The sequence below is a fragment of the Brachybacterium sp. JB7 genome (assembly GCF_003335205.1).
GTDB lineage: Bacteria > Actinomycetota > Actinomycetes > Actinomycetales > Dermabacteraceae > Brachybacterium > Brachybacterium alimentarium.
Window position 1 is genome coordinate 297480 of sequence record NZ_QPGN01000001.1, and the last position, 18174, is coordinate 315653.

An 18174-nucleotide genomic window follows, 5' to 3' on the forward strand; every position below is an offset into this window, starting at 1 on the left:
TATCGTTCGAATAAGGGCCGCGGCCCCGCCGGCGGACACCACGAAGTGCTCTGCCGGACTGGCCGCAGCATCGCGTGGTCACCTCTAGTGTTTCATACCGTGACGGGCTTCTCCCCAGGACTCACCGGAGCAGGGAGCGACGAGGCGCCCATGAGGTGACGATCCACCGCCGCGGCGCAGGACCGGCCCTCGGCGATCGCCCACACGATGAGGCTCTGGCCCCGCGCGCAGTCGCCGGCGGTGAACACGTCCGGGGCGCTCGTGGCCCACTCCCCGTCGTGCACGATCGTGCCCCGGGAGGTGAGCTCCACGCCGAGATCGGAGAGCAGCCCCTGCTCCTGGGTCCCCGTGAAGCCCATGGCGATCAGGACGAGAGTCGCCGGCAGCACGGTCTCGGTGCCCGGCGCGGGTCGGCGCCGGCCGTCACGGATCTCGGTGCGGGCCACCTTCAGGCCCGTGACCGCTCCGTGCTCGTCGACGGTGAAGCCGGTGGTCGAGGCGAGATAGCTGCGGTCGCCGCCCTCCTCGTGCGCCGTGGAGACCTCGAAGAGCACGGGATGCGTGGGCCAGGGCTGGCTCTCGTCCCGCTCCGACGGGGGCTGGGTGCCGATCGCGAGCGTCGTGACGGAACGGGCGCCCTGGCGCAGCGCGGTGCCCAGGCAGTCCGCGCCGGTGTCGCCGCCGCCGATGATCACGACGTCCTTGCCCTCCGCGTCGATGGCGCCGTCGAGCCGATCGCCCTCGACGAGCCGGTTCGCCTCGGTCAGGTAGGACATGGCGGGATGGACGCCTGCGGCCTGGCGGCCGGGGACCTGCAGCTCGCGGGGGACATTCGCCCCGGTCGCGAGCACGACGGCGTCGAAGCGGGAGCGCAGGTCCTCCACGGACAGTGCGCCCTCCCCCGTCCCGCCGACGTCGACGCCCGTGCGGAAGCGGGTGCCCTCGGCGCGCATCTGCTCCAGGCGACGGTCGACATGGCGCTTCTCGAGCTTGAACTCGGGGATGCCGTACCGCAGCAGCCCGCCCAACCGGTCGTCGCGCTCGAGCACGACGACCGAGTGGCCGGCGCGGGTGAGCTGCTGCGCTGCGGCGAGCCCGGCAGGACCGGAACCGACGACCGCCACCGAGCGTCCGGTCTGGCGCGAGGCCTCGACGGGTCGGACCCAGCCCTCCTCGAAGGCGCGGTCGATGATCGACACCTCGACGTTCTTGATCGTGACGGGCGGCTGGTTGATGCCCAGCACGCAGCTGGACTCGCACGGCGCGGGGCACGCCCTCCCGGTGAACTCCGGGAAGTTGTTGGTCGCGTGCAGGCGCTCGACGGCCTCGTGCCAGTCGTCGCGGTAGACCAGGTCGTTCCATTCGGGGACCAGGTTGCCCAGGGGGCAGCCCTGATGGCAGAACGGGATGCCGCAGTTCATGCAGCGACCCGCCTGCCGGGAGACGACGTCCAGCGTGCCCTGCTCACGGGCCTCGTAGACCTCGCGCCAGTCCATCAGGCGCAGCGGGACGGGACGACGGGCCGGGAGCTCACGGTCCCGGTAGCGCAGGAATCCGCGGGGATCAGCCATGAGTGCTCTCCATGATCTCGTTCCAGACATCGTGTGAATCGGGGTCGTCCCCCGTCGCCAGCGCCCGCTCGCGGATCCCGGTGATGCGCAGGAACGCGCGCGGGGCGATCTCCGTGAGACGGCGCAGCAGCTCATCGGGGTCCGCCAGCAGGGCGGCCGCGCGGTCCGAGCCGGTGCGGCGGGCGTGCTCGCCGAGGGTCTCGAGCACGAAGGCGCGATGCTCCTCGCGCACGGGGGTGATCTCGAAGCCGGCGGCGTCCTGCGGGTTCAGCGTCGTCGCGTCGAGATCGAGCACGAACAGCGTGCCCCCGCTCATCCCGGCGCCGAGGTTGCGCCCGGTGGGGCCGAGCACGAGCACCGCACCGCCGGTCATGTACTCCGCGCCGTGGTCGCCGATGCCCTCGACGACCAGCGTGGCGCCGGAGTTGCGCACGCCGAACCTCTCCCCCGCCGAGCCGGCGAGGAACAGGCGCCCGCTGGTGGCCCCGTAGGCGCAGGTGTTCCCTGCGATGACCGCGGAGGTCAACGAGGGCTCGGTCCCGGCGCCGTGGCCGACGGCGATGACGCCCCCGGACAGGCCCTTGCCGACGTAGTCGTTCGCGTCCCCGCTCAGGTGCATGCTGACGCCGCGCGGCAGGAAGGCCCCGAAGGACTGCCCCCCGGTGCCCGCGAGGTCCAGTACGACCGAGTCCTCGGCCAGGCCCTCGCCTCCGGTCCGGCGCGTGACCTCGTGGCCCAGCAGTGTGCCGCTGCTGCGCTGGGTGTTGCGAAGCGTGTCCGCGATCCGCACCGACTGCTCGAGGCCGTCGATGACCGGACCCGCCTGTTCGATCCAGGGGTGGTCCGCGGCGCGCTCGAGCTGGTGGTCCTGCCCCCGCAGACGCCGCGGATGGTCGCCGGGATGTGCGGCGGGGGTCGCGAGGATCGCTGCGAGATCCAGGCCCGCGCGCTTGGCGGCGCCGAGGGCGGAGCGGCCCTCGAGGTCCGTGCGCAGTCCCAGCAGATCGCTGCGGCCCACCGCCTCGTCCAGGTTCCTCAGCCCGAGCGCCGCGAGATGCTCGCGCACCTGCTGGGCGACGAACTCGAAGAAGGTCACCACGTGGTCGGCGCTGCCGGTGAAGCGGGCGCGCAGCTCGGGGTTCTGCGTCGCCACCCCCACCGGGCAGGTGTCCAGGTGGCACACGCGCATCATGACGCAGCCGGAGACGACGAGCGGTGCGGACGCGAAACCGTACTCCTCGGCGCCCAGCAGCGCGGCGATCACGACGTCGCGACCGGTCTTCATCTGGCCGTCGACCTGCACGGTGATGCGATCGCGCAGCCCGTTCAGCAGGAGCGTCTGCTGGGTCTCGGCGAGCCCCAGCTCCCACGGGGTCCCTGCGTGCTTGAGCGAGTTCAGCGGGCTGGCGCCGGTGCCGCCGTCGTGCCCGGAGATCAGGACGACGTCGGCATGGGACTTCGACACGCCCGCCGCGACCGTCCCGACGCCGAAGCGGGAGACCAGTTTGACGTGGATGCGGGCCCGCGGGTTCGCGGACTTCGCATCGTGGATGAGCTGGGCGAGGTCCTCGATCGAGTAGATGTCGTGATGGGGCGGCGGCGAGATGAGGCCGATGCCCGGGGTCGAATGCCGGGTGCGGGCGATCCACGGATAGACCTTCTCGGGCGGCAGCTGGCCGCCCTCGCCGGGCTTGGCGCCCTGGGCGATCTTGATCTGGATGTCCCTGGCCGAGCTGAGGTATTCGCTGGTGACGCCGAAGCGTCCGGAGGCGATCTGCTTGATCGCGCTGCGCCGCTCGGGATCCCGCAGACGCTCGGGATCCTCTCCCCCTTCGCCGCTGTTGGACATCCCGCCCAGCCGGTTCATGGCGATCGCGAGGGTCTCGTGCGCCTCCTGGGAGATCGAGCCGTAGCTCATCGCCCCGGTCATGAACCGCCTCGTGATCGACTCGATCCCCTCGACCTCGTCGATCGGCACCGGGTCGAGCTCTCCGGTGCGCAGGCGCAGCAGACCGCGGATCGTCATCAGCCGTTCGTGCTGCTCATCGACCTCGTCGGTGTAGCGGCGGAACTCCTCGAACTGCCGGGTGCGGGTGGAGTGCTGGAGGCGGAAGACCGCCTCCGGCGTGAACAGGTGCGGCTCCCCCTCCCGACGCCACTGGTACTCCCCGCCCACCGGGAGGCTGCGGTGGGCGGGATGCTCGCCGTCCACCGGATAGGCCAGGGCGTGCCGCGCCGCGTTCTCCGCGGCGATGACGTCCAGCGTGATCCCTCCCAGGCGGCTGATGGTCCCGGGGAACCAGGTCTCCACGAGGTCCTGGGACAGGCCCACCGCCTCGAAGATCTGGGCGCCGCGGTAGGAGGCGACCGTGGCGATGCCCATCTTCGACATGATCTTCAGGACGCCCTTCCCGAGCGCCCGGTTGAGGTTCTCGACGGCCTGCTCGGGGGTGAGGTCGCTGATCACGCCGCGCTGCACGAGCTCCTCGACGCTCTCCATCGCGAGATACGGGTTCAGGGCGCTCGCGCCGTAGCCGATCAGCAGGGCCGCGTGATGCACCTCCCGCACGTCCCCGGCCTCCACGAGCAGCGCCGCGGAGGTGCGGCGCCCCGTGCGCACCAGGTGATGCTGGACGGCGCTGGTCAGCAGCAGGGACGGGATCGGGGCCAGCACCTGGTCGGCGTCGCGGTCCGAGAGCACCAGGAAGGTGGCGCCGTCGTCGATCGCGGCGACCGCCTCCGCGCAGATCTCCTGCAGGCGCTGTTCGAGGGCGGCGGTGCCGCCGGCGACGGGGTACAGCCCGCGCAGCCGGACGGTGCGGAAGTCCGCGGTGGCGGGGTTCGCCTCCACCGACATGATCTTCGCGAGCTCGTCGTTGTCCAGGATCGGGAAGTCCAGGGCGAGCTGGCGGGTGTGCTGCGCGGTGGCCTCCAGCAGGTTCCGGGACCGACCGATCGCCACGCCCAGCGACGTCACGATCTCCTCCCGCAGGGAGTCCAGAGGGGGATTCGTGACCTGCGCAAACATCTGTGTGAAGTAGTCGAACAGCAGCCGTGGGCGCTCCGAGAGCACCGCGACCGGGGTGTCGGTGCCCATGGCCCCGAGCGGTTCGGCGCCCTTCGCGGCCATCGGGGCCAGCAGGATCCTCAGCTCCTCCTCGGTATAGCCGAAGGTCTGCTGGCGGCGCACCACGGAGGAGCGAGAGTGGACGATGTGCTCACGGGCGGGGAGGTCCGTGAGCGGCACCTTCTGCTCGCGCACCCACTGGTCGTACGGGTGCCCGGTGGCGATGGCGTGCTTGAGCTCGGCGCTGGGCACGATCTCCCCCGCCGCGAGATCGAGCAGGAAGATCTCGCCCGGGGCGACGCGCCCGGTGCGCACCACGGAGGAGCGCGGCACGTCGACCAGTCCGGTCTCGGAGCCGAGGATCACCAGATCGTCCTGCGTGATCCAGTAGCGCAGCGGGCGCAGTCCGTTGCGATCCAGCCGGGCGCCCACCTGCGTGCCGTCGGTGAACACCACGGAGGCGGGGCCGTCCCACGGCTCCTGGAGCGCGGAATGGAACTCGTAGAAGGCCCGCAGCTTCGGGTCCATCGACTCGTCGTTCTCCCACGGCTCGGGGATCAGCATCATCAGGGCGTGCGGGAGCGAGCGGCCCGCAAGGTGCAGCAGCTCGAGCGCCTCGTCGAGCGCGGCGGAATCCGAGCCGCCGGGCGTCGCCACCGGCAGCAGGCGCTCGAAGTCCTCGCCGAACACGTCGGTGCGCATGCTCCCCTCGGCGGCCCGCAGGCGATTGCGGTTGCCGATCACCGTGTTGATCTCGCCGTTGTGGGCGAGGGAGCGGAAGGGGTGAGCGAGCGGCCAGGCCGGGAACGTGTTCGTGGAGAACCGGGAATGGACGATCGCGAGCTCGGAGGCGAAGCGGGGATCACGCAGATCGGGATAGAACTCGTCGAGCTGCGCCGGGGTGAGCATCCCCTTGTAGACCATCACGCGGGTCGAGAGCGAGGGGAAGTACGCCTCGGTGGTGTGCTCCATGCGCCGCCGCACTGCGAAGGCCGCGCGCTCCAGCTCGATGCCGGTGCGCTCGCCGGCGGCGTCGGCGAGGAACACCTGCGCGAAGTCCGGGCGCACCTCTTCCGCGGAGGGGCCGACGAGTCCGTCGGTGGTGGGCACATCGCGCAGGCCGAGCAGCCGCAGGCCCTCGTCGGCCGAGATCTCCTCGAGGCTCCTGAGAGCCTCTTCCCGCTCCCCTGCCTCGCGCGGGAGGAACGCGATACCGGCCGCATAGGCGCCGAGCGGCGGCAGCTCCAGGCCGCTGACCTCGCGGAGGAAGGCGTCCGGCAGCTGGACCATGATGCCTGTTCCGTCCCCGGTGTCCTCCTCGGCGCCGGTGGCGCCCCGATGTTCGAGGTTCCGCAGGGCAGTCAGCGCGTGCTCGACGATGTCATGGCCGGCGCTGCCGCGCAGGGTCGCGATCATCGCGACGCCGCACGAGTCGACCTCGCTCTCGGGGCGGTAGAGACCCTGCGCAGCGGGAAGACGGGAGAACCGAGTGGTCAGAGAGTGTTCGGAGGAGGGTCGAGGACGGCGGAGACGAGTATCAGGAGTGCGCATGGCTGCGAAGCCCTTCCAGGTGGGCGGCCGGTGACGGGGACGTCGGGTATCGACGTGTGCCCGGTCCCGGGCACGGGTTCCCGTCCTGGCGATTCGCGTCGCGCGGGGTTCCTGCGTGCCCTAGGGGCCGGGTGCGGGGTCGTCGCCCGTGGAGGGGGGCGTCCCGGACTTCTCGACCTCGTCCTCGTCAGGACCGTTCCCTGCCGTCTGCGCGGACAGCTCGAAGGAGCCGTCGGCCGCGACGACCTCGCCGCCACGGCGCTGCTTGCGCACCGTGAGCAGGGTGAACACACCGATCGCGACGAGGGCAGTGAGGATGGCGACGAGCGTATGGATGCGCAACGGGCCGACCATGAGCACCGGCTCGGTGCGGATCGCGTCGATGCCTGCACGGCCGACGGAGTAGATCGCCACGTAGGCCCAGAACACGCGGCCTCCGGCCCACTGGAACCGTCGGCTCAGCAGGAGCAGGACCGCGAGCCCCACCAGATTCCAGAGCTGCTCGTACAGGAAGGTGGGGTGGTACATGCCGGGCTCGCACCCGCCGATGGTCTGCCCGTTGGTCACGCAGGTGACGTCCCAGGCCCACCAGGCGTCGAGCTCGGGCCCGTACAGCTCCTGGTTGAACCAGTTGCCGAAGCGGCCGAGGATCTGGGCGGCCATGATGGTGGGGCCGATCGTGTCGGCCAGCGCGGTGAAGGACACCTTCTTCACCCGCGCCATGATCCACACCGCGATCGCGCCGCCGGCGACTCCGCCGTAGATGGCGAGACCGCCCTGCCAGATGTAGAACACCGCCAGGGGGTTGCCGTCCGGGCCGAAGAAGGGGGCGGGCGAGGTCAGCACGTGCCAGACGCGGGAGCCGACGATGCCGGCGATCACCGCGACGAAGACGATGTCGAACAGATCGTCGCCGTCGCCGCCGCGGGCTACCCAGCGCTTGGTGGCCCACCACAGGGCGAACCCGATCCCGGCCAGGATGCAGATCGCGTAGAAGTGCACGGTGAGCGGGCCGAGGGACAGCGAGGAGATGGGTGGGCTGGGAATCATCGCCGTGCACTCCTCACTGGCTCGTGCCGCACGGTGCGGCTGCGGATCCGTCCTCGGGGACCTGTCCCCGGCTCGGCATCGCCGACCCCGGGACGGGGTTCCTCCGTCATGTCGTCACGTCGTCGTCATGCTGCTGCGTCATCCCGCCGCTGCCTGAGGGCATCGGCGGGACCGGGCGCCGAGCCGTTCTCACCGCCGTGAGCGTTCGACACCGGCACGCAGATCGTCGGCCACCGTCGCGAGCGCACTGCGCGCCGCGGAGGAGTCGCCCTCGTTCTCGAGCAGAGCCCGCACGAATGCGGAGCCGACGATCACTCCATCAGCGTACGCGCCGACCTGCGCGGCCTGTTCACCGTTCGAGACGCCCAGACCGACGCAGACGTTCTCGGCGCCGGCGGCCCGGGTGCGCTCCACCAGGCCCTCGGTCGCCGCCGAGACGCTCGCGCGGGTGCCCGTCACGCCCATGGTGCTCGCCGCATAGACGAATCCGCGCGTGTGGGAGACCACATGGGCCAGACGGTCCGGCGGGGAGCTGGGGGCGACCAGGAACACCCGGTCCACGCCGTGCTCCTCGCTGGCCTCGATCCAGTCCGCTCCCTCGTCGGGGATCAGGTCCGGGGTGATGACCCCGGCGCCGCCGGCCATGGCGAGATCACGGGCGAAGGTGTGCGGGCCGTAGGCGAGGATCGGGTTCCAGTAGGACATCACGAGGATCGCGGCGCCGCGGCCGGAGAGCGCCTCGACGGCATCGAGCACATGGCGGGTGCGGGTGCCTGCGGCCAGCGCGCTGCCCGCGGCCCTCTGGATCACCGGGCCGTCCATCACGGGGTCCGAGTAGGGCAGCCCCAGCTCGATCATGTCCGCGCCGTGGTCGATGAGCACGCGCGCGGCGTCGATCGAGCCGGCCAGGTCCGGGTAGCCGACGGGGAGGTAGCCGATCAGCGCGGCGCGCTCCTCGTCGCGGGCGCGGTCCAGGGCGTCCGCGGAGCGCAGACGCCGGGTGTCGGGGGCGCTCATGGCGTCTCCTTCGGGTCGATGAGGTCGGAGGTGGTGCGGGCCTGGGCGCGCAGGGCTCCGAGATCGGCGCGGGCGGGGTCGTCCCCCACCAGGCCGAACCAGCGCGAGGCGGTGTCCACGTCCTTGTCGCCGCGGCCGGAGAGGCTCACCAGGATGACGGCGTCCTCGCCGAGCTCTCGGCCCAGCGTCAGGGCACCGGCGAGGGCATGGGCGGATTCGATCGCGGGCATGATGCCCTCGGTCATCGACAGCAGGGCGAAGGCCTCCATGGCGGCGGTGTCGTCGACCGGGCGGTACTCGGCACGTCCGATGTCCGCCAGCCACGCGTGCTCGGGGCCCACGCTGGGGTAGTCCAGGCCCGCCGAGATGGAGTGCGAGGGAATGGTCTGACCGTCCTCGTCCTGCATGACGAAGCTGCGGGCGCCGTGCAGCACCCCGGGTGAGCCGCCGCCGATGGTGGCGCTGTGGCGTCCGGTCGCGACCCCGTCGCCGCCGGCCTCACAGCCCACCAGGCGCACCATCGGGTCGGTGTCGTCGAGGAAGGCGTGGAAGATCCCCATGGCGTTGGATCCGCCGCCGACGCACGCGACCACGGCGTCGGGCAGGCGCCCGGCGACCTCGAGGGTCTGGGCACGCGCCTCCTCGCCGATGATGCGGTGGAAGTCGCGCACCATCACCGGGAAGGGGTGGGGGCCGGCGACGGTCCCCAGCAGGTAGTGGGTGCTCTCGACGTTGGCGACCCAGTCACGGAACGCCTCGTTGATCGCGTCCTTGAGGGTGCGCGATCCCTGGGACACCGCGACCACCTCGGCGCCGAGGAGCCTCATGCGGGCGACATTGAGCGCCTGGCGCTCGGTGTCCTCCTCGCCCATGTAGATCGTGCAGTCCAGACCGAACAGGGCGGCCGCGGTCGCGGTGGCGACGCCGTGCTGGCCGGCGCCGGTCTCCGCGATGAGGCGGGTCTTGCCCATGCGCTTGGTCAGCAGCGCCTGGCCGAGCACGTTGTTGATCTTGTGGCTGCCGGTGTGGTTGAGATCCTCGCGTTTGAGCAGGATGCGCGCGCCACCGGCGAGCCGGGAGAAGCGCGGCGCCTCGGACAGCAGCGAGGGGCGGCCCGTGTACTCCCGGGCGAGGCGCTGCAGCTCGGCGACGAATTCCGGGTCCAGCACCGCCTTCTCGTAGGTCTCGCGCAGCTCGTCGAGAGCGGGCACGAGCGCCTCGGGCAGGAAACGGCCGCCGAAGTCACCGAAGTAGGGACCTGCTTCGGAGCGCAGCTCGCCCTCGGGGCGCTCGAGCTCGGGGACGACGGGGAGCGGATCGGGGGTGCTCATGCCTGAGCTCCTTCCGGGGCGGGGCGGCCTCGACGGGCCACCTGGCGGAACGCGGTGACGGAGGCTGCGGGCGCGCCGGCGGTCACCAGGGCCTCACCGACCAGGACGGCGTCGGCGACGGCGGCGGCGTAGGCCTCGACGTCGTCGACGGAGAGCACTGCGGATTCCCCGATCGCGAGCGGGCCCCGGGGGATGCGCTGAAGCAGGGCCGCGGCGCGGGAGAGGTCCACGTCCAGCGTCTTGAGGTTGCGGGCGTTGACCCCGATGAGGTCGGCCCCGAGCGCGAGCGCACGGTCCAGCTCCTCCTCGGTGTGGGTCTCGACCAGGGCCTGCATGCCGAGCTCGGCGATCAGGTCGTACAGCTCGCGCAGCAGGTCGTCATCCAGGGCAGCGACGATGAGCAGCACGAGATCGGCCCCATGGGCGCGTGCCTCGAACACCTGGTACGGATCGACCACGAAGTCCTTGCGCAGCACCGGCACCTGCACCCGCTCGCGCACGGCGTCCAGATCTGCGAGGGAGCCGCGGAATCGACGCTGCTCGGTGAGGACGCTGATGGCGGAGGCGCCGTGGGTCGCATAGATCTCGGCGAGGTCCGCCGGCACGGGGATGTCGGCCAGGGAGCCCTTGGACGGGCTCGCACGCTTCACCTCGGCGATCAGACCCATGGTCGAGCCGTCGCCGACCAGGGCCGCGCGGGCGTCCCGTGCCGGGGACGCGGCGCGGGCCAGTCGCTCGATCTCGGTGACCGAGATCTGGGCACGACGCACCTCGAGGTCCTCTCGCACTCCGGCGATGATCTCGTCGAGCACGGTTCCGGTGGTGGTCATACGGGCCTCCTGCAGCAGTCGGGGGCGTTGCCTGCCCGGAGCGAGCAGGTCGGGATTCGGGATCTCAGGCGCCGACGAACGAGACCGGGGCGAGGAACCAGAAGGCGGGCAGATTGCGCAATACCGTGAACACGGCGACCACGGCGAGCAGCAGGTAGAGCGTGCGGCTGGCCGGGAGCCGGCGCAGGGCCGTCCCGCGGACCCGGCGCACGGTCCACGCGGCGAAGCCGAGCGCGACCAGCGGCAGGGAGGCCGTGATCAGGAGATTGCTGCGCAGGGCGAGCAGCAGGTCACCGGCCAGGAGGGAGTGCACGGCGCGGATGGCGCCGCAGCCCGGGCAGTGCAGCCCGGTCAGGTGGTACACGAGGCACAGCGGGACATCGGTCCGGAACGGATCGAAGACCAGCTGCACACCCACCGCGAGCACCACGCCCCCGGTGACGATCCCCAGCGGCAGCAGGGCCCGGCCCATGCCTCGGGCGGTGGCGTCCTGCACGGTGTCACCGCGCAGGTCATCCACCGCAGAGGTCACCGCGCTTCTGCTTCGGAGGCTCGTCGACGGGGCTGGCCGAAGCCTGCCAGGGAGAGCGCGACGCCGGCGATGATCGCGACGGCGATGATTCCGCAGCCCACCCAGACCAGGATCGGCATCGGGAGGACCATGCCCAGCCCGATGAAGATCGCGCCCAGGACTACACCGAAGTTGAGGATGTACGCAGCCACGGTCTTGCCCTCGTTGTGGGGCGGGGGCGGCGGCACGGCATAGGTCTTGGTCATGATCCTTCTCCAGTCAGGGTCCCGGTCACCGACATTGTGCCACGTCAGCGCTCGGTGGGCGACGAGCTGTCCGGCGTGTGCCCGGGGTGTCGCGGGGGCCGTGAGCACGATCACCGCCGCGCCGTTCCCCCGGTGGCCGTCGCGCTCGCTCAGTCCGCGCGCGCCGCGCCGTCGTCGGGCGCGGAGCGCCGCGTCCCCGGAGCCGTCTCCTGCTCGCCCGTCTCCTGCTCAGCCGTCTCCTGCTCGGCCGCGGCCGGCACCTCCACCGACGAGGCTGACGGCTCCTCGTCCTCCGGACCGAGGCTCGGGTCCTCGCCCCGGGTGAGGGCGTCCCACGCGGCGGCGGGGTCGCGTGACGGGTCCGACGGCGCGGCGACCGCCGGGCTGCGGTACCGGGTGCCGACGGGCCAGCTGCGACCGGCGATCAGCACCACGACGCCGAGCACGACCAGGACGAGCCCGAGGAGCACCGCGAGCAACGGCCACACGGTGGCGGTCGCGGACAGCTCCGAACCCACCACGCCGGTGGCGGAGGAGACCGCGGATCCGGAGGCGGACACGGGATCCCGGTGCACGGCGAACGCGGTCCAGGCGGCGCCCAGTCCCGAGGCGATCAGCACCGGCCCGGTCACGAAGCGCACCCAGGTCGAGGACAGCGAGGTGGCCAGCGCCGCTGCCAGAGCGACGATGGCCAGGGCGAGCACCGCCGGGGCGGCGTCGGCGCCGGTGACCGCGACGGACTGCGCCGCGCCGGTCAGGTCGGGAGCCGTCGCGGCCGTCCAGGTGGTGCGGGTGGCCCCGATCAGCAGGGCCGAGGCGGCCGTGGCCGCCAGGACGGTCAGACGGCGCCCAGGTCGCCGGGCGGTGCGGGGCGGCTGCGTGCTCATGCGGTGCGCAGCGTATCCGCCGAGGCCACCGCGCGCAGGGCGGCGGCGGCCTTGGACTGGGTCTCGCGGTGCTCCATGGTGGCGTCGGAATCGGCCACCACGCCGCCGCCTGCCTGCACGTGGGCCGTGCCGTCCTTGAGCACGGCGGTGCGGATCGCGATGGCCATGTCCATGTCACCGGCGAAGTCGATATAGCCGACGGTGCCGCCGTAGACGCCGCGGCGCACCGGCTCCAGACCGTCGATGATCCGCATCGCCGAGGGCTTGGGCGCGCCGGAGAGGGTGCCGGCGGGGAACGTGGCCCGCAGCGCGTCGTAGGCCAGGGCGTCCTCACGGATCGTCCCGGTCACCGTGGAGACGATGTGCTGGATGTGCGAGAACTTCTGGATGTGCATGAAGTCCCGCACCACCACGGTCCCCGGCGCGCAGAACTTCTGCAGGTCGTTGCGGGCGAGGTCCACGAGCATGAGGTGCTCGGAGCGCTCCTTGGGATCCGCCAGCAGCTCGGCGGCGAGCCGTTCGTCCTCTTCCGGCGTCGCGCCGCGGGGCCGCGAGCCGGCGATCGGGTGCGTGGTCGCCGTCGTGCCGCGCACGGTCACGAGGGATTCGGGGCTCGCGCCCACCACGTCGATCGGCTCGCCCTCGGAGTCGACGGTGCGCAGCAGGTACATGTAGGGGCTGGGGTTCATGCGCCGCAGCACCCGGTACACGTCCAGCGGATCGGCCGCCACCGGGACGGAGAACCGCTGGGAGGGGACGACCTGGAAGATCTCCCCGTCGATGATGTCCTGGACCGCTTCGTGCACGGCGCGCTCGTAGTCCAGCTGGGCGGTGCGGGCCTTCGGCTCCAGATCGCGGACGGTCTCGTAGACCATGGCGCTCGAGTCCAGCGGGACGCGCAGTCGCTCGCGCATCGCCTCGAGGCGTGCGAGGGCGTCGTCATAGGCGGCGTCGACCCCGTCGGCCGTCGCATTGAGGTTCAGGGCATTGGCGACCAGCACGACCGTCGAATCGTGCGCGTCGTGGACCACGACGTCCTGGGCGAGGAGCATCGACAGGTCCGGCAGACCGATCTCGTCGGGCGGAGCGTCCGGGAGGGCCTCCCAGTGCCTGACCGCGTCGTACGCGATGAATCCGACCATGCCGCCCGAGAACGGCGGCAGGTGCTCCTGGCGTGCGGCCCGGAAGGCGCTGGTGACCTCTCGCAGGGCCTCCACGGGGCTGCCGTCGGTGGGCACTCCGGAGGGGACGTCGCCGCGCCAGTGGGCACGGCCGTCGCGCTCCGTGAGGACAGCGCGGGCACGGGTGCCAATGATCGACCAGCGAGAGGCCTCGCCCTCCCCGGCGGATTCGAGCAGGAAGGTGCCCCGTGCATCGCCGTCCGTCGTGAGTCGGCGGTACAGCGAGACCGGGGTGTCCTCGTCGGCGAGCAGGCGCACGCTCACGGGCACGACGCGCTGACGCTCCGCGAGGGCGCGGAAGGTCTCGCGGTCGGGCTGGACGGCGCCGAGCAGGTCGCCCTCACGGCCGGCCACGCGCTCGGGGTAGGACTCGGGCCGAGGGCCGTCGGCGGTCTTGTCGGCGGAAGTGGTCTCGCTCATGCCGTGCGCTCCGTCGGGTCCAGGACGACGGCGCCCAGGTCGCCGCCGTCGAAACAGGTGTCGGTGCCGCGGTGGCAGGCCGCTCCGACCTGGTCGACCTCCACCAGCAGGGTGTCGCCGTCGCAGTCCAGGGCGACGGAGCGGACCCACTGCACGTGGCCGCTGGTGTCACCCTTGCGCCAGTACTCCTGTCGCGAGCGCGACCAGTAGGTCGCGCGGCCGGAGGTCAGGGTGCGGTGCAGAGCCTCGTCGTCCATCCAGCCCACCATCAGCACGCGGTGGTCCGACGCCCCCTGCACGACGGCGGTGACGAGTCCGTCGGGGTCCCGCTTGAGGCGGGCGGCGAGCTCGGGATCGAGGCCGGAGCTGGGGATCGCCCGCACGTCGGGCACGGCGGATTCTGTCGACACGGTGGACTCCCTGGGATCGGTGGACGGAGCGGAAGAGTCCGACGACGGTGGAACGCGGGACCCGATCGGAGCGAGCGCCGTCACAGCGCGCGCTCCAGCTCCTCGGCACGGTCGGTGCGCTCCCAGGTGAACTCGGGCAGCTCGCGGCCGAAGTGGCCGTGCACGGAGGTCAGGGAGTAGATCGGGCGCAGCAGGTCGAGCGAGTCGATGAGCGCGGCCGGGCGCAGGTCGAACACCTTGCGGACGGCGGCCGCGATCTGGTGCGCCGGGCGATGGCCGGTGCCGAAGGTCTCGACGTACAGGCCGACGGGCTCGGCGACGCCGATCGCGTAGGCGACCTGCACCTCGCAACGGTCCGCGAGACCCGCGGCGACGATGTTCTTGGCCACCCAGCGCATCGCATAGGCGCCCGAACGATCCACCTTCGAGGGGTCCTTGCCGGAGAAGGCACCGCCCCCGTGGCGGGCCATGCCGCCGTAGGTGTCGACGATGATCTTGCGTCCCGTCAGGCCGGCATCGCCCTTGGGCCCGCCGAGCACGAAGCGGCCCGAGGGGTTGATGTGCGTGACGACCGCGGAGGTGTCCAGGCCCAGGGCGTCGAGGTCCTCGAGCACGGGGTTGATGACGACCTTCTGGATCGCTGGCGCGAGCTGGCTGGTCAGATCGACGTCCTCGCTGTGCTGCGTGGAGACGACGACGGCCTCGACGCTGCGTGCCACACCGTCCTCGTCATAGCCGATCGACACCTGGGTCTTGCCGTCGGGCCGCAGGTACGGGAGCACCTCGTCGCGGCGCGCGGCCGAGAGGTTCGCGGTGAGGCGGTGGGCCGCATGGATCGGCAGGGGCATGAGCTCCGGGGTGTCGTGGCAGGCGTAGCCGAACATGAGCCCCTGGTCTCCGGCGCCGAGCCGGGCGAAGGCCTCGGCGGTGTCATCGCCCCGGGTCTCGAACGACGTGTCGACGCCCTGTGCGATGTCCGGGGACTGGGCGCCGATGGAGACCTCGATGCCGCAGGAGTCCGCGTCGAAGCCCTTCTCGGAGGAGTCGTAGCCGATGTCTCGGATCACATCGCGCACGATCGTCGCGACGTCGCTGTAGCCCGAGGTGCGGACCTCGCCGGCGACGTGGACGAGACCGGTGGTCACCATGGTCTCGACGGCGACGCGGGCGCCGGTGTCCTGGGACAGCAGGTCATCGAGGATCGCATCGGAGATCTGGTCGCAGATCTTGTCCGGATGCCCCTCGGTGACCGACTCTGAGGTGAAGGTGCGCAGCTCGCTGGACGTCATGCGGACCAGGGTACTTCCGGCAGCCGACGGGCGAGTTCGTCGAGCACCACGTGGGCGACGGCGGTCTTGCTCCCGGCGGATGCGGCGAGCTCCTCCCCGGTCTGATCCAGGATGTGCACGGAGTTGCTCGCGGAGCCGAAGACCTCGCCCGAGACATCGTTGAAGACCAGCAGGTCAGCACCCTTTCGGTGTGCTTTCGCCCGGGCCAGGTCCAGGGCCGAGGCGGCATTCCCGCCGGTCTCGGCCGCGAAGCCCACGATCACGGGGTATTCGGCGTCGGCGCGATCGAGCACGCTGTGACGCAGGATGTCCTGGGTGCGGCGCAGGGCGAGCGACGGCACGGAGTCGTCATCGCCGTCGTCCTTCTTGATCTTGTCCTGGGCGCGATCGGCGGCTGTGAAGTCCGCCACGGCCGCCGCCATCACCAGGGCGTCGACCCTGCTGCGGTGCGTCGCGACGGCGTCGGCGAGCTCGGCGGCGCTGCCCAGATCGATCCGCTCGGCGCCCGGAGGCGTCTCGAGCTCCACGTTGGCCGCGAGGAGACGGACGCGCGCGCCGCGCACCAGGGCGGCATGGGCGAGGGCCCAGCCCTGGCGACCCGAGGAGTGGTTGGCGAGGAACCGGACGGGATCGAGGTCCTCACGGGTACCGCCCGCGGTGATGAGCAGCTCGCGACCGGCGAGGTCCCGCCGCACGGCGCCGCGCTCATCGCGGGGCGCAGCGATCGCCGCGCGAGCGGCGTCGAGCAGGGCGTCGGGTTCGGGAAGACGCCCGGGACCGGAGTCGGGGCCGGTGAGACGGCCGACGGCCGGGTCGATGACGAGGGTCCCCCGCTCACGGAGCACGCTGACGTTCTCCCGGGTCGAGGGGTGCTCCCACATCTCGGTGTGCATCGCGGGAGCGACCACCACGGGTGCGCGGGTGACGAGCACGGAGGCGGTGAGCATGTCGTCGGCGCGTCCGCTGCGCATCCGTGCGAGCAGATCGGCGGTGGCCGGGGCGATCACGACGAGGTCGGCCTCCTGGCCGAAACGCACATGCGCGACCTCGTCGACGTCCTCGAAGACGGAGGTCAGGACCGGGTGCCCGCTGAGGGCCTCCCAGGTGGCGGCCCCCACGAAGTGCAACGAGGAGGCGGTGGGCACGACGCGGACATCGGCCCCTTCACCGACAAGACCGCGCACCAGGTGCGCGGTCTTGTAGGCGGCGATCCCGCCACCGACGCCGACCAGGACGCGGGCACCGTCAAGGGTGCGCTGCGAGGGACTCATCGGGCCTCCCGGTGGCGGTGAGGGATCAGAAGGAGAAGTCCGAGGTCGGGGGGACCTCGGGCGCGTCGTCACCGAGCTTGAGGGGCGCCGGGGCGTCCGGATCGGGCTCGTTCTGCGCGGCGTACTCCGCCTCATCGATCTCACGCACGGTCAGCAGGCCCTCGTCGATCTCGCGCAGCGCGATCGACAGCGGCTTCTCCTGGTTGTCGACGTCCACCAGGGGGCCGACGAACTCCAGCAGGCCCTCGGAGAGCTGCGAGTAGTAGGCGTTGATCTGACGGGCGCGCTGGGATCCGTAGAGCACCAGGGCGTACTTCGAGTCGACGGTCTCGAGGAGACGATCGATCGGGGGGTTCGTGATGCCTTCGGGCTGAGCGACTGTTCCGGCCACGGATGTCCCTTCGTGAGTTTCGGCGTGCGACGCTCCAGGATACTCCCTCTGCATAGCAAAGGGCCAGGAGCCGGGTGCACAGGTCAGGTGAGGTCGCGCACCCCGAGGAGCCCGGCGAGCTCGTCGGCTGCGCGGTCCACCGAGTCGTTGACGATCGTGACGTCGAACTCGCTCTCCGCCGCGAGCTCGACCTTCGCGGTCTCCAGGCGCCGCTCGCGCTCCTCGGCGTCCTCGGTGCCCCGGCCCACGAGCCGGTCCACCAGGGTGTCCCAGTCGGGCGGAGCGAGGAAGACGAACCGCGCCTCGGGCATCGAATCGCGGACCTGCCGGGCACCGGCGAGGTCGATCTCAAGGAGCACGGGGCGGCCCTCGGCGACCTTCTCCTCGACGGGACCGCGCGGCGTGCCGTACTTGTTGCGGCCGTGCACGATCGCCCATTCGAGCATCTGCCCGTCCTCGAGCAGGCGGCTGAACGCCTCCTCGCTCACGAAGCGGTAGTGCACCCCGTCGACCTCACCGGGCCGCGCAGCCCGGGTCGTCGCCGACACGGACAGCCAGATCTCGGGATATCGCGCCCGGATCGCCGCGGAGACCGTGCCCTTGCCGACCGCTGTGGGGCCGGCCAGGACCGTCACTGGGGCCGGTGCCGCTGCGGCACCGGCCCCGACGGAAGCGGTCACTCGGAGAAGTGGGCGACGAGCTTCTCCGCCTGATGGGAGCCGAGGCCCCGGATCTTGCGGGACGGGGAGATGCCGATCTCCTCCATGATCTGCTGGGCCTTGACCTTGCCGACGCCCGGGAGAGCCTCGAGCAGGGCGGCGACCCGCAGGCGACCGACGATCTCGTTGGTCTCGGCCTCGGTGAGGACCTTCTTGATCTCCTCGCCGCGGTGACCGGCGCTGTCCTTGAGCCGAGCCTTGATGGCCGCGCGCTCACGTCGAGCCTCGGCGGCCTTCTTCAGGGCGTCGGCCCGCTGCTCAGGGGTGAGGGGAGGGAGAGCCACTGTTCTTACCTCATCTTCTCTTGCTGGAGACGGGCGGGATCCGGAAGGATCCCGCGTGTGGGAAGAGCGTAACCCCAATATCGTGGCGAAGGGCACTTCTGACACGCTGAAGCGCAGGTCCGGTGCAG

At 71.5% G+C, this 18174-nt stretch carries 16 protein-coding genes; all 16 read right to left on the reverse strand.

The genetic code is table 11. The features are described from left to right. Positions 1-92: 92 nt before the first annotated feature. Positions 93-1571 carry a glutamate synthase subunit beta gene (locus tag CIK81_RS01320; protein WP_114329512.1) on the reverse strand — a complete coding sequence of 493 codons (1479 nt, stop codon included), beginning with the start codon at positions 1569-1571 and terminating at the stop codon, positions 93-95. Continuing rightward, complete coding sequence (gene gltB / locus CIK81_RS01325) at positions 1564-6189, reverse strand: glutamate synthase large subunit (RefSeq protein WP_114355293.1); 4626 nt, start codon at positions 6187-6189, stop codon at positions 1564-1566. The genes CIK81_RS01320 and gltB overlap by 8 nt, the downstream gene beginning before the upstream one ends. A gap of 120 nt (positions 6190-6309) precedes the next feature. Continuing rightward, positions 6310-7239 carry a prolipoprotein diacylglyceryl transferase gene (lgt, locus tag CIK81_RS01330; protein WP_096197797.1) on the reverse strand — a complete coding sequence of 310 codons (930 nt, stop codon included), beginning with the start codon at positions 7237-7239 and terminating at the stop codon, positions 6310-6312. Between the two features lie 189 nt (positions 7240-7428). After that, positions 7429-8256, reverse strand: coding sequence for a tryptophan synthase subunit alpha (gene trpA, locus CIK81_RS01335; protein ID WP_096163194.1), 828 nt, complete (start codon positions 8254-8256; stop codon positions 7429-7431). Then, positions 8253-9587, reverse strand: a complete 1335-nt coding sequence (trpB, locus tag CIK81_RS01340; protein WP_096197798.1) for a tryptophan synthase subunit beta — start codon at positions 9585-9587, stop codon at positions 8253-8255. The genes trpA and trpB overlap by 4 nt, the downstream gene beginning before the upstream one ends. Beyond that, the gene (gene trpC / locus CIK81_RS01345) at positions 9584-10417 is read right to left on the reverse strand and encodes an indole-3-glycerol phosphate synthase TrpC (protein ID WP_114355294.1); all 834 of its coding nucleotides are present in this window, start codon (positions 10415-10417) and stop codon (positions 9584-9586) included. The genes trpB and trpC overlap by 4 nt, the downstream gene beginning before the upstream one ends. A 64-nt stretch (positions 10418-10481) precedes the next feature. Beyond that, entirely contained in the window at positions 10482-10949 is a 468-nt protein-coding gene (locus CIK81_RS01350; RefSeq protein ID WP_241963869.1) for a DUF2752 domain-containing protein, read from the reverse strand. After that, positions 10946-11194, reverse strand: coding sequence for an HGxxPAAW family protein (locus tag CIK81_RS01355; RefSeq protein ID WP_096163197.1), 249 nt, complete (start codon positions 11192-11194; stop codon positions 10946-10948). The genes CIK81_RS01350 and CIK81_RS01355 overlap by 4 nt, the downstream gene beginning before the upstream one ends. 149 nt (positions 11195-11343) lie before the next feature. Next, the gene (locus CIK81_RS01360) at positions 11344-12081 is read right to left on the reverse strand and encodes a Trp biosynthesis-associated membrane protein (protein WP_096163198.1); all 738 of its coding nucleotides are present in this window, start codon (positions 12079-12081) and stop codon (positions 11344-11346) included. Further along, positions 12078-13682, reverse strand: coding sequence for an anthranilate synthase component I (locus tag CIK81_RS01365; RefSeq protein ID WP_158541872.1), 1605 nt, complete (start codon positions 13680-13682; stop codon positions 12078-12080). Before CIK81_RS01365 ends, CIK81_RS01360 begins: the two co-directional genes overlap by 4 nt. Beyond that, the gene (gene hisI / locus CIK81_RS01370; RefSeq protein ID WP_158541873.1) at positions 13679-14092 is read right to left on the reverse strand and encodes a phosphoribosyl-AMP cyclohydrolase; all 414 of its coding nucleotides are present in this window, start codon (positions 14090-14092) and stop codon (positions 13679-13681) included. The genes CIK81_RS01365 and hisI overlap by 4 nt, the downstream gene beginning before the upstream one ends. A gap of 80 nt (positions 14093-14172) precedes the next feature. After that, positions 14173-15381 carry a methionine adenosyltransferase gene (metK, locus tag CIK81_RS01375; protein ID WP_096163199.1) on the reverse strand — a complete coding sequence of 403 codons (1209 nt, stop codon included), beginning with the start codon at positions 15379-15381 and terminating at the stop codon, positions 14173-14175. Continuing rightward, complete coding sequence (coaBC, locus tag CIK81_RS01380) at positions 15378-16652, reverse strand: bifunctional phosphopantothenoylcysteine decarboxylase/phosphopantothenate--cysteine ligase CoaBC (protein ID WP_096163200.1); 1275 nt, start codon at positions 16650-16652, stop codon at positions 15378-15380. Before coaBC ends, metK begins: the two co-directional genes overlap by 4 nt. A gap of 25 nt (positions 16653-16677) precedes the next feature. Next, positions 16678-17043, reverse strand: coding sequence for a DNA-directed RNA polymerase subunit omega (gene rpoZ / locus CIK81_RS01385; RefSeq protein WP_096163201.1), 366 nt, complete (start codon positions 17041-17043; stop codon positions 16678-16680). An 83-nt stretch (positions 17044-17126) separates the two neighbouring features. After that, the gene (gmk, locus tag CIK81_RS01390; protein ID WP_096163202.1) at positions 17127-17723 is read right to left on the reverse strand and encodes a guanylate kinase; all 597 of its coding nucleotides are present in this window, start codon (positions 17721-17723) and stop codon (positions 17127-17129) included. Then, on the reverse strand, positions 17720-18046 hold the full coding sequence (mihF, locus tag CIK81_RS01395; protein WP_096163203.1) for an integration host factor, actinobacterial type: 327 nt from the start codon (positions 18044-18046) through the stop codon (positions 17720-17722). The genes gmk and mihF overlap by 4 nt, the downstream gene beginning before the upstream one ends. Positions 18047-18174 lie beyond the last annotated feature (128 nt).

Excerpts from the sequence above, each read along its gene's own strand:
- CIK81_RS01365 (WP_158541872.1), bottom strand. The coding sequence starts at position 13,682 with ATGAGCGAGACCACTTCCGCCGACAAGACCGCCGACGGCCCTCGGCCC.
- gltB (WP_114355293.1), bottom strand. The coding sequence starts at position 6,189 with ATGCGCACTCCTGATACTCGTCTCCGCCGTCCTCGACCCTCCTCCGAA.
- CIK81_RS01360 (WP_096163198.1), bottom strand. The coding sequence starts at position 12,081 with ATGAGCACGCAGCCGCCCCGCACCGCCCGGCGACCTGGGCGCCGTCTG.
- metK (WP_096163199.1), bottom strand. The coding sequence starts at position 15,381 with ATGACGTCCAGCGAGCTGCGCACCTTCACCTCAGAGTCGGTCACCGAG.
- lgt (WP_096197797.1), bottom strand. The coding sequence starts at position 7,239 with ATGATTCCCAGCCCACCCATCTCCTCGCTGTCCCTCGGCCCGCTCACC.
- trpC (WP_114355294.1), bottom strand. The coding sequence starts at position 10,417 with ATGACCACCACCGGAACCGTGCTCGACGAGATCATCGCCGGAGTGCGA.
- trpA (WP_096163194.1), bottom strand. The coding sequence starts at position 8,256 with ATGAGCGCCCCCGACACCCGGCGTCTGCGCTCCGCGGACGCCCTGGAC.
- CIK81_RS01320 (WP_114329512.1), bottom strand. The coding sequence starts at position 1,571 with ATGGCTGATCCCCGCGGATTCCTGCGCTACCGGGACCGTGAGCTCCCG.
- coaBC (WP_096163200.1), bottom strand. The coding sequence starts at position 16,652 with ATGAGTCCCTCGCAGCGCACCCTTGACGGTGCCCGCGTCCTGGTCGGC.
- CIK81_RS01355 (WP_096163197.1), bottom strand. The coding sequence starts at position 11,194 with ATGACCAAGACCTATGCCGTGCCGCCGCCCCCGCCCCACAACGAGGGC.
- trpB (WP_096197798.1), bottom strand. The coding sequence starts at position 9,587 with ATGAGCACCCCCGATCCGCTCCCCGTCGTCCCCGAGCTCGAGCGCCCC.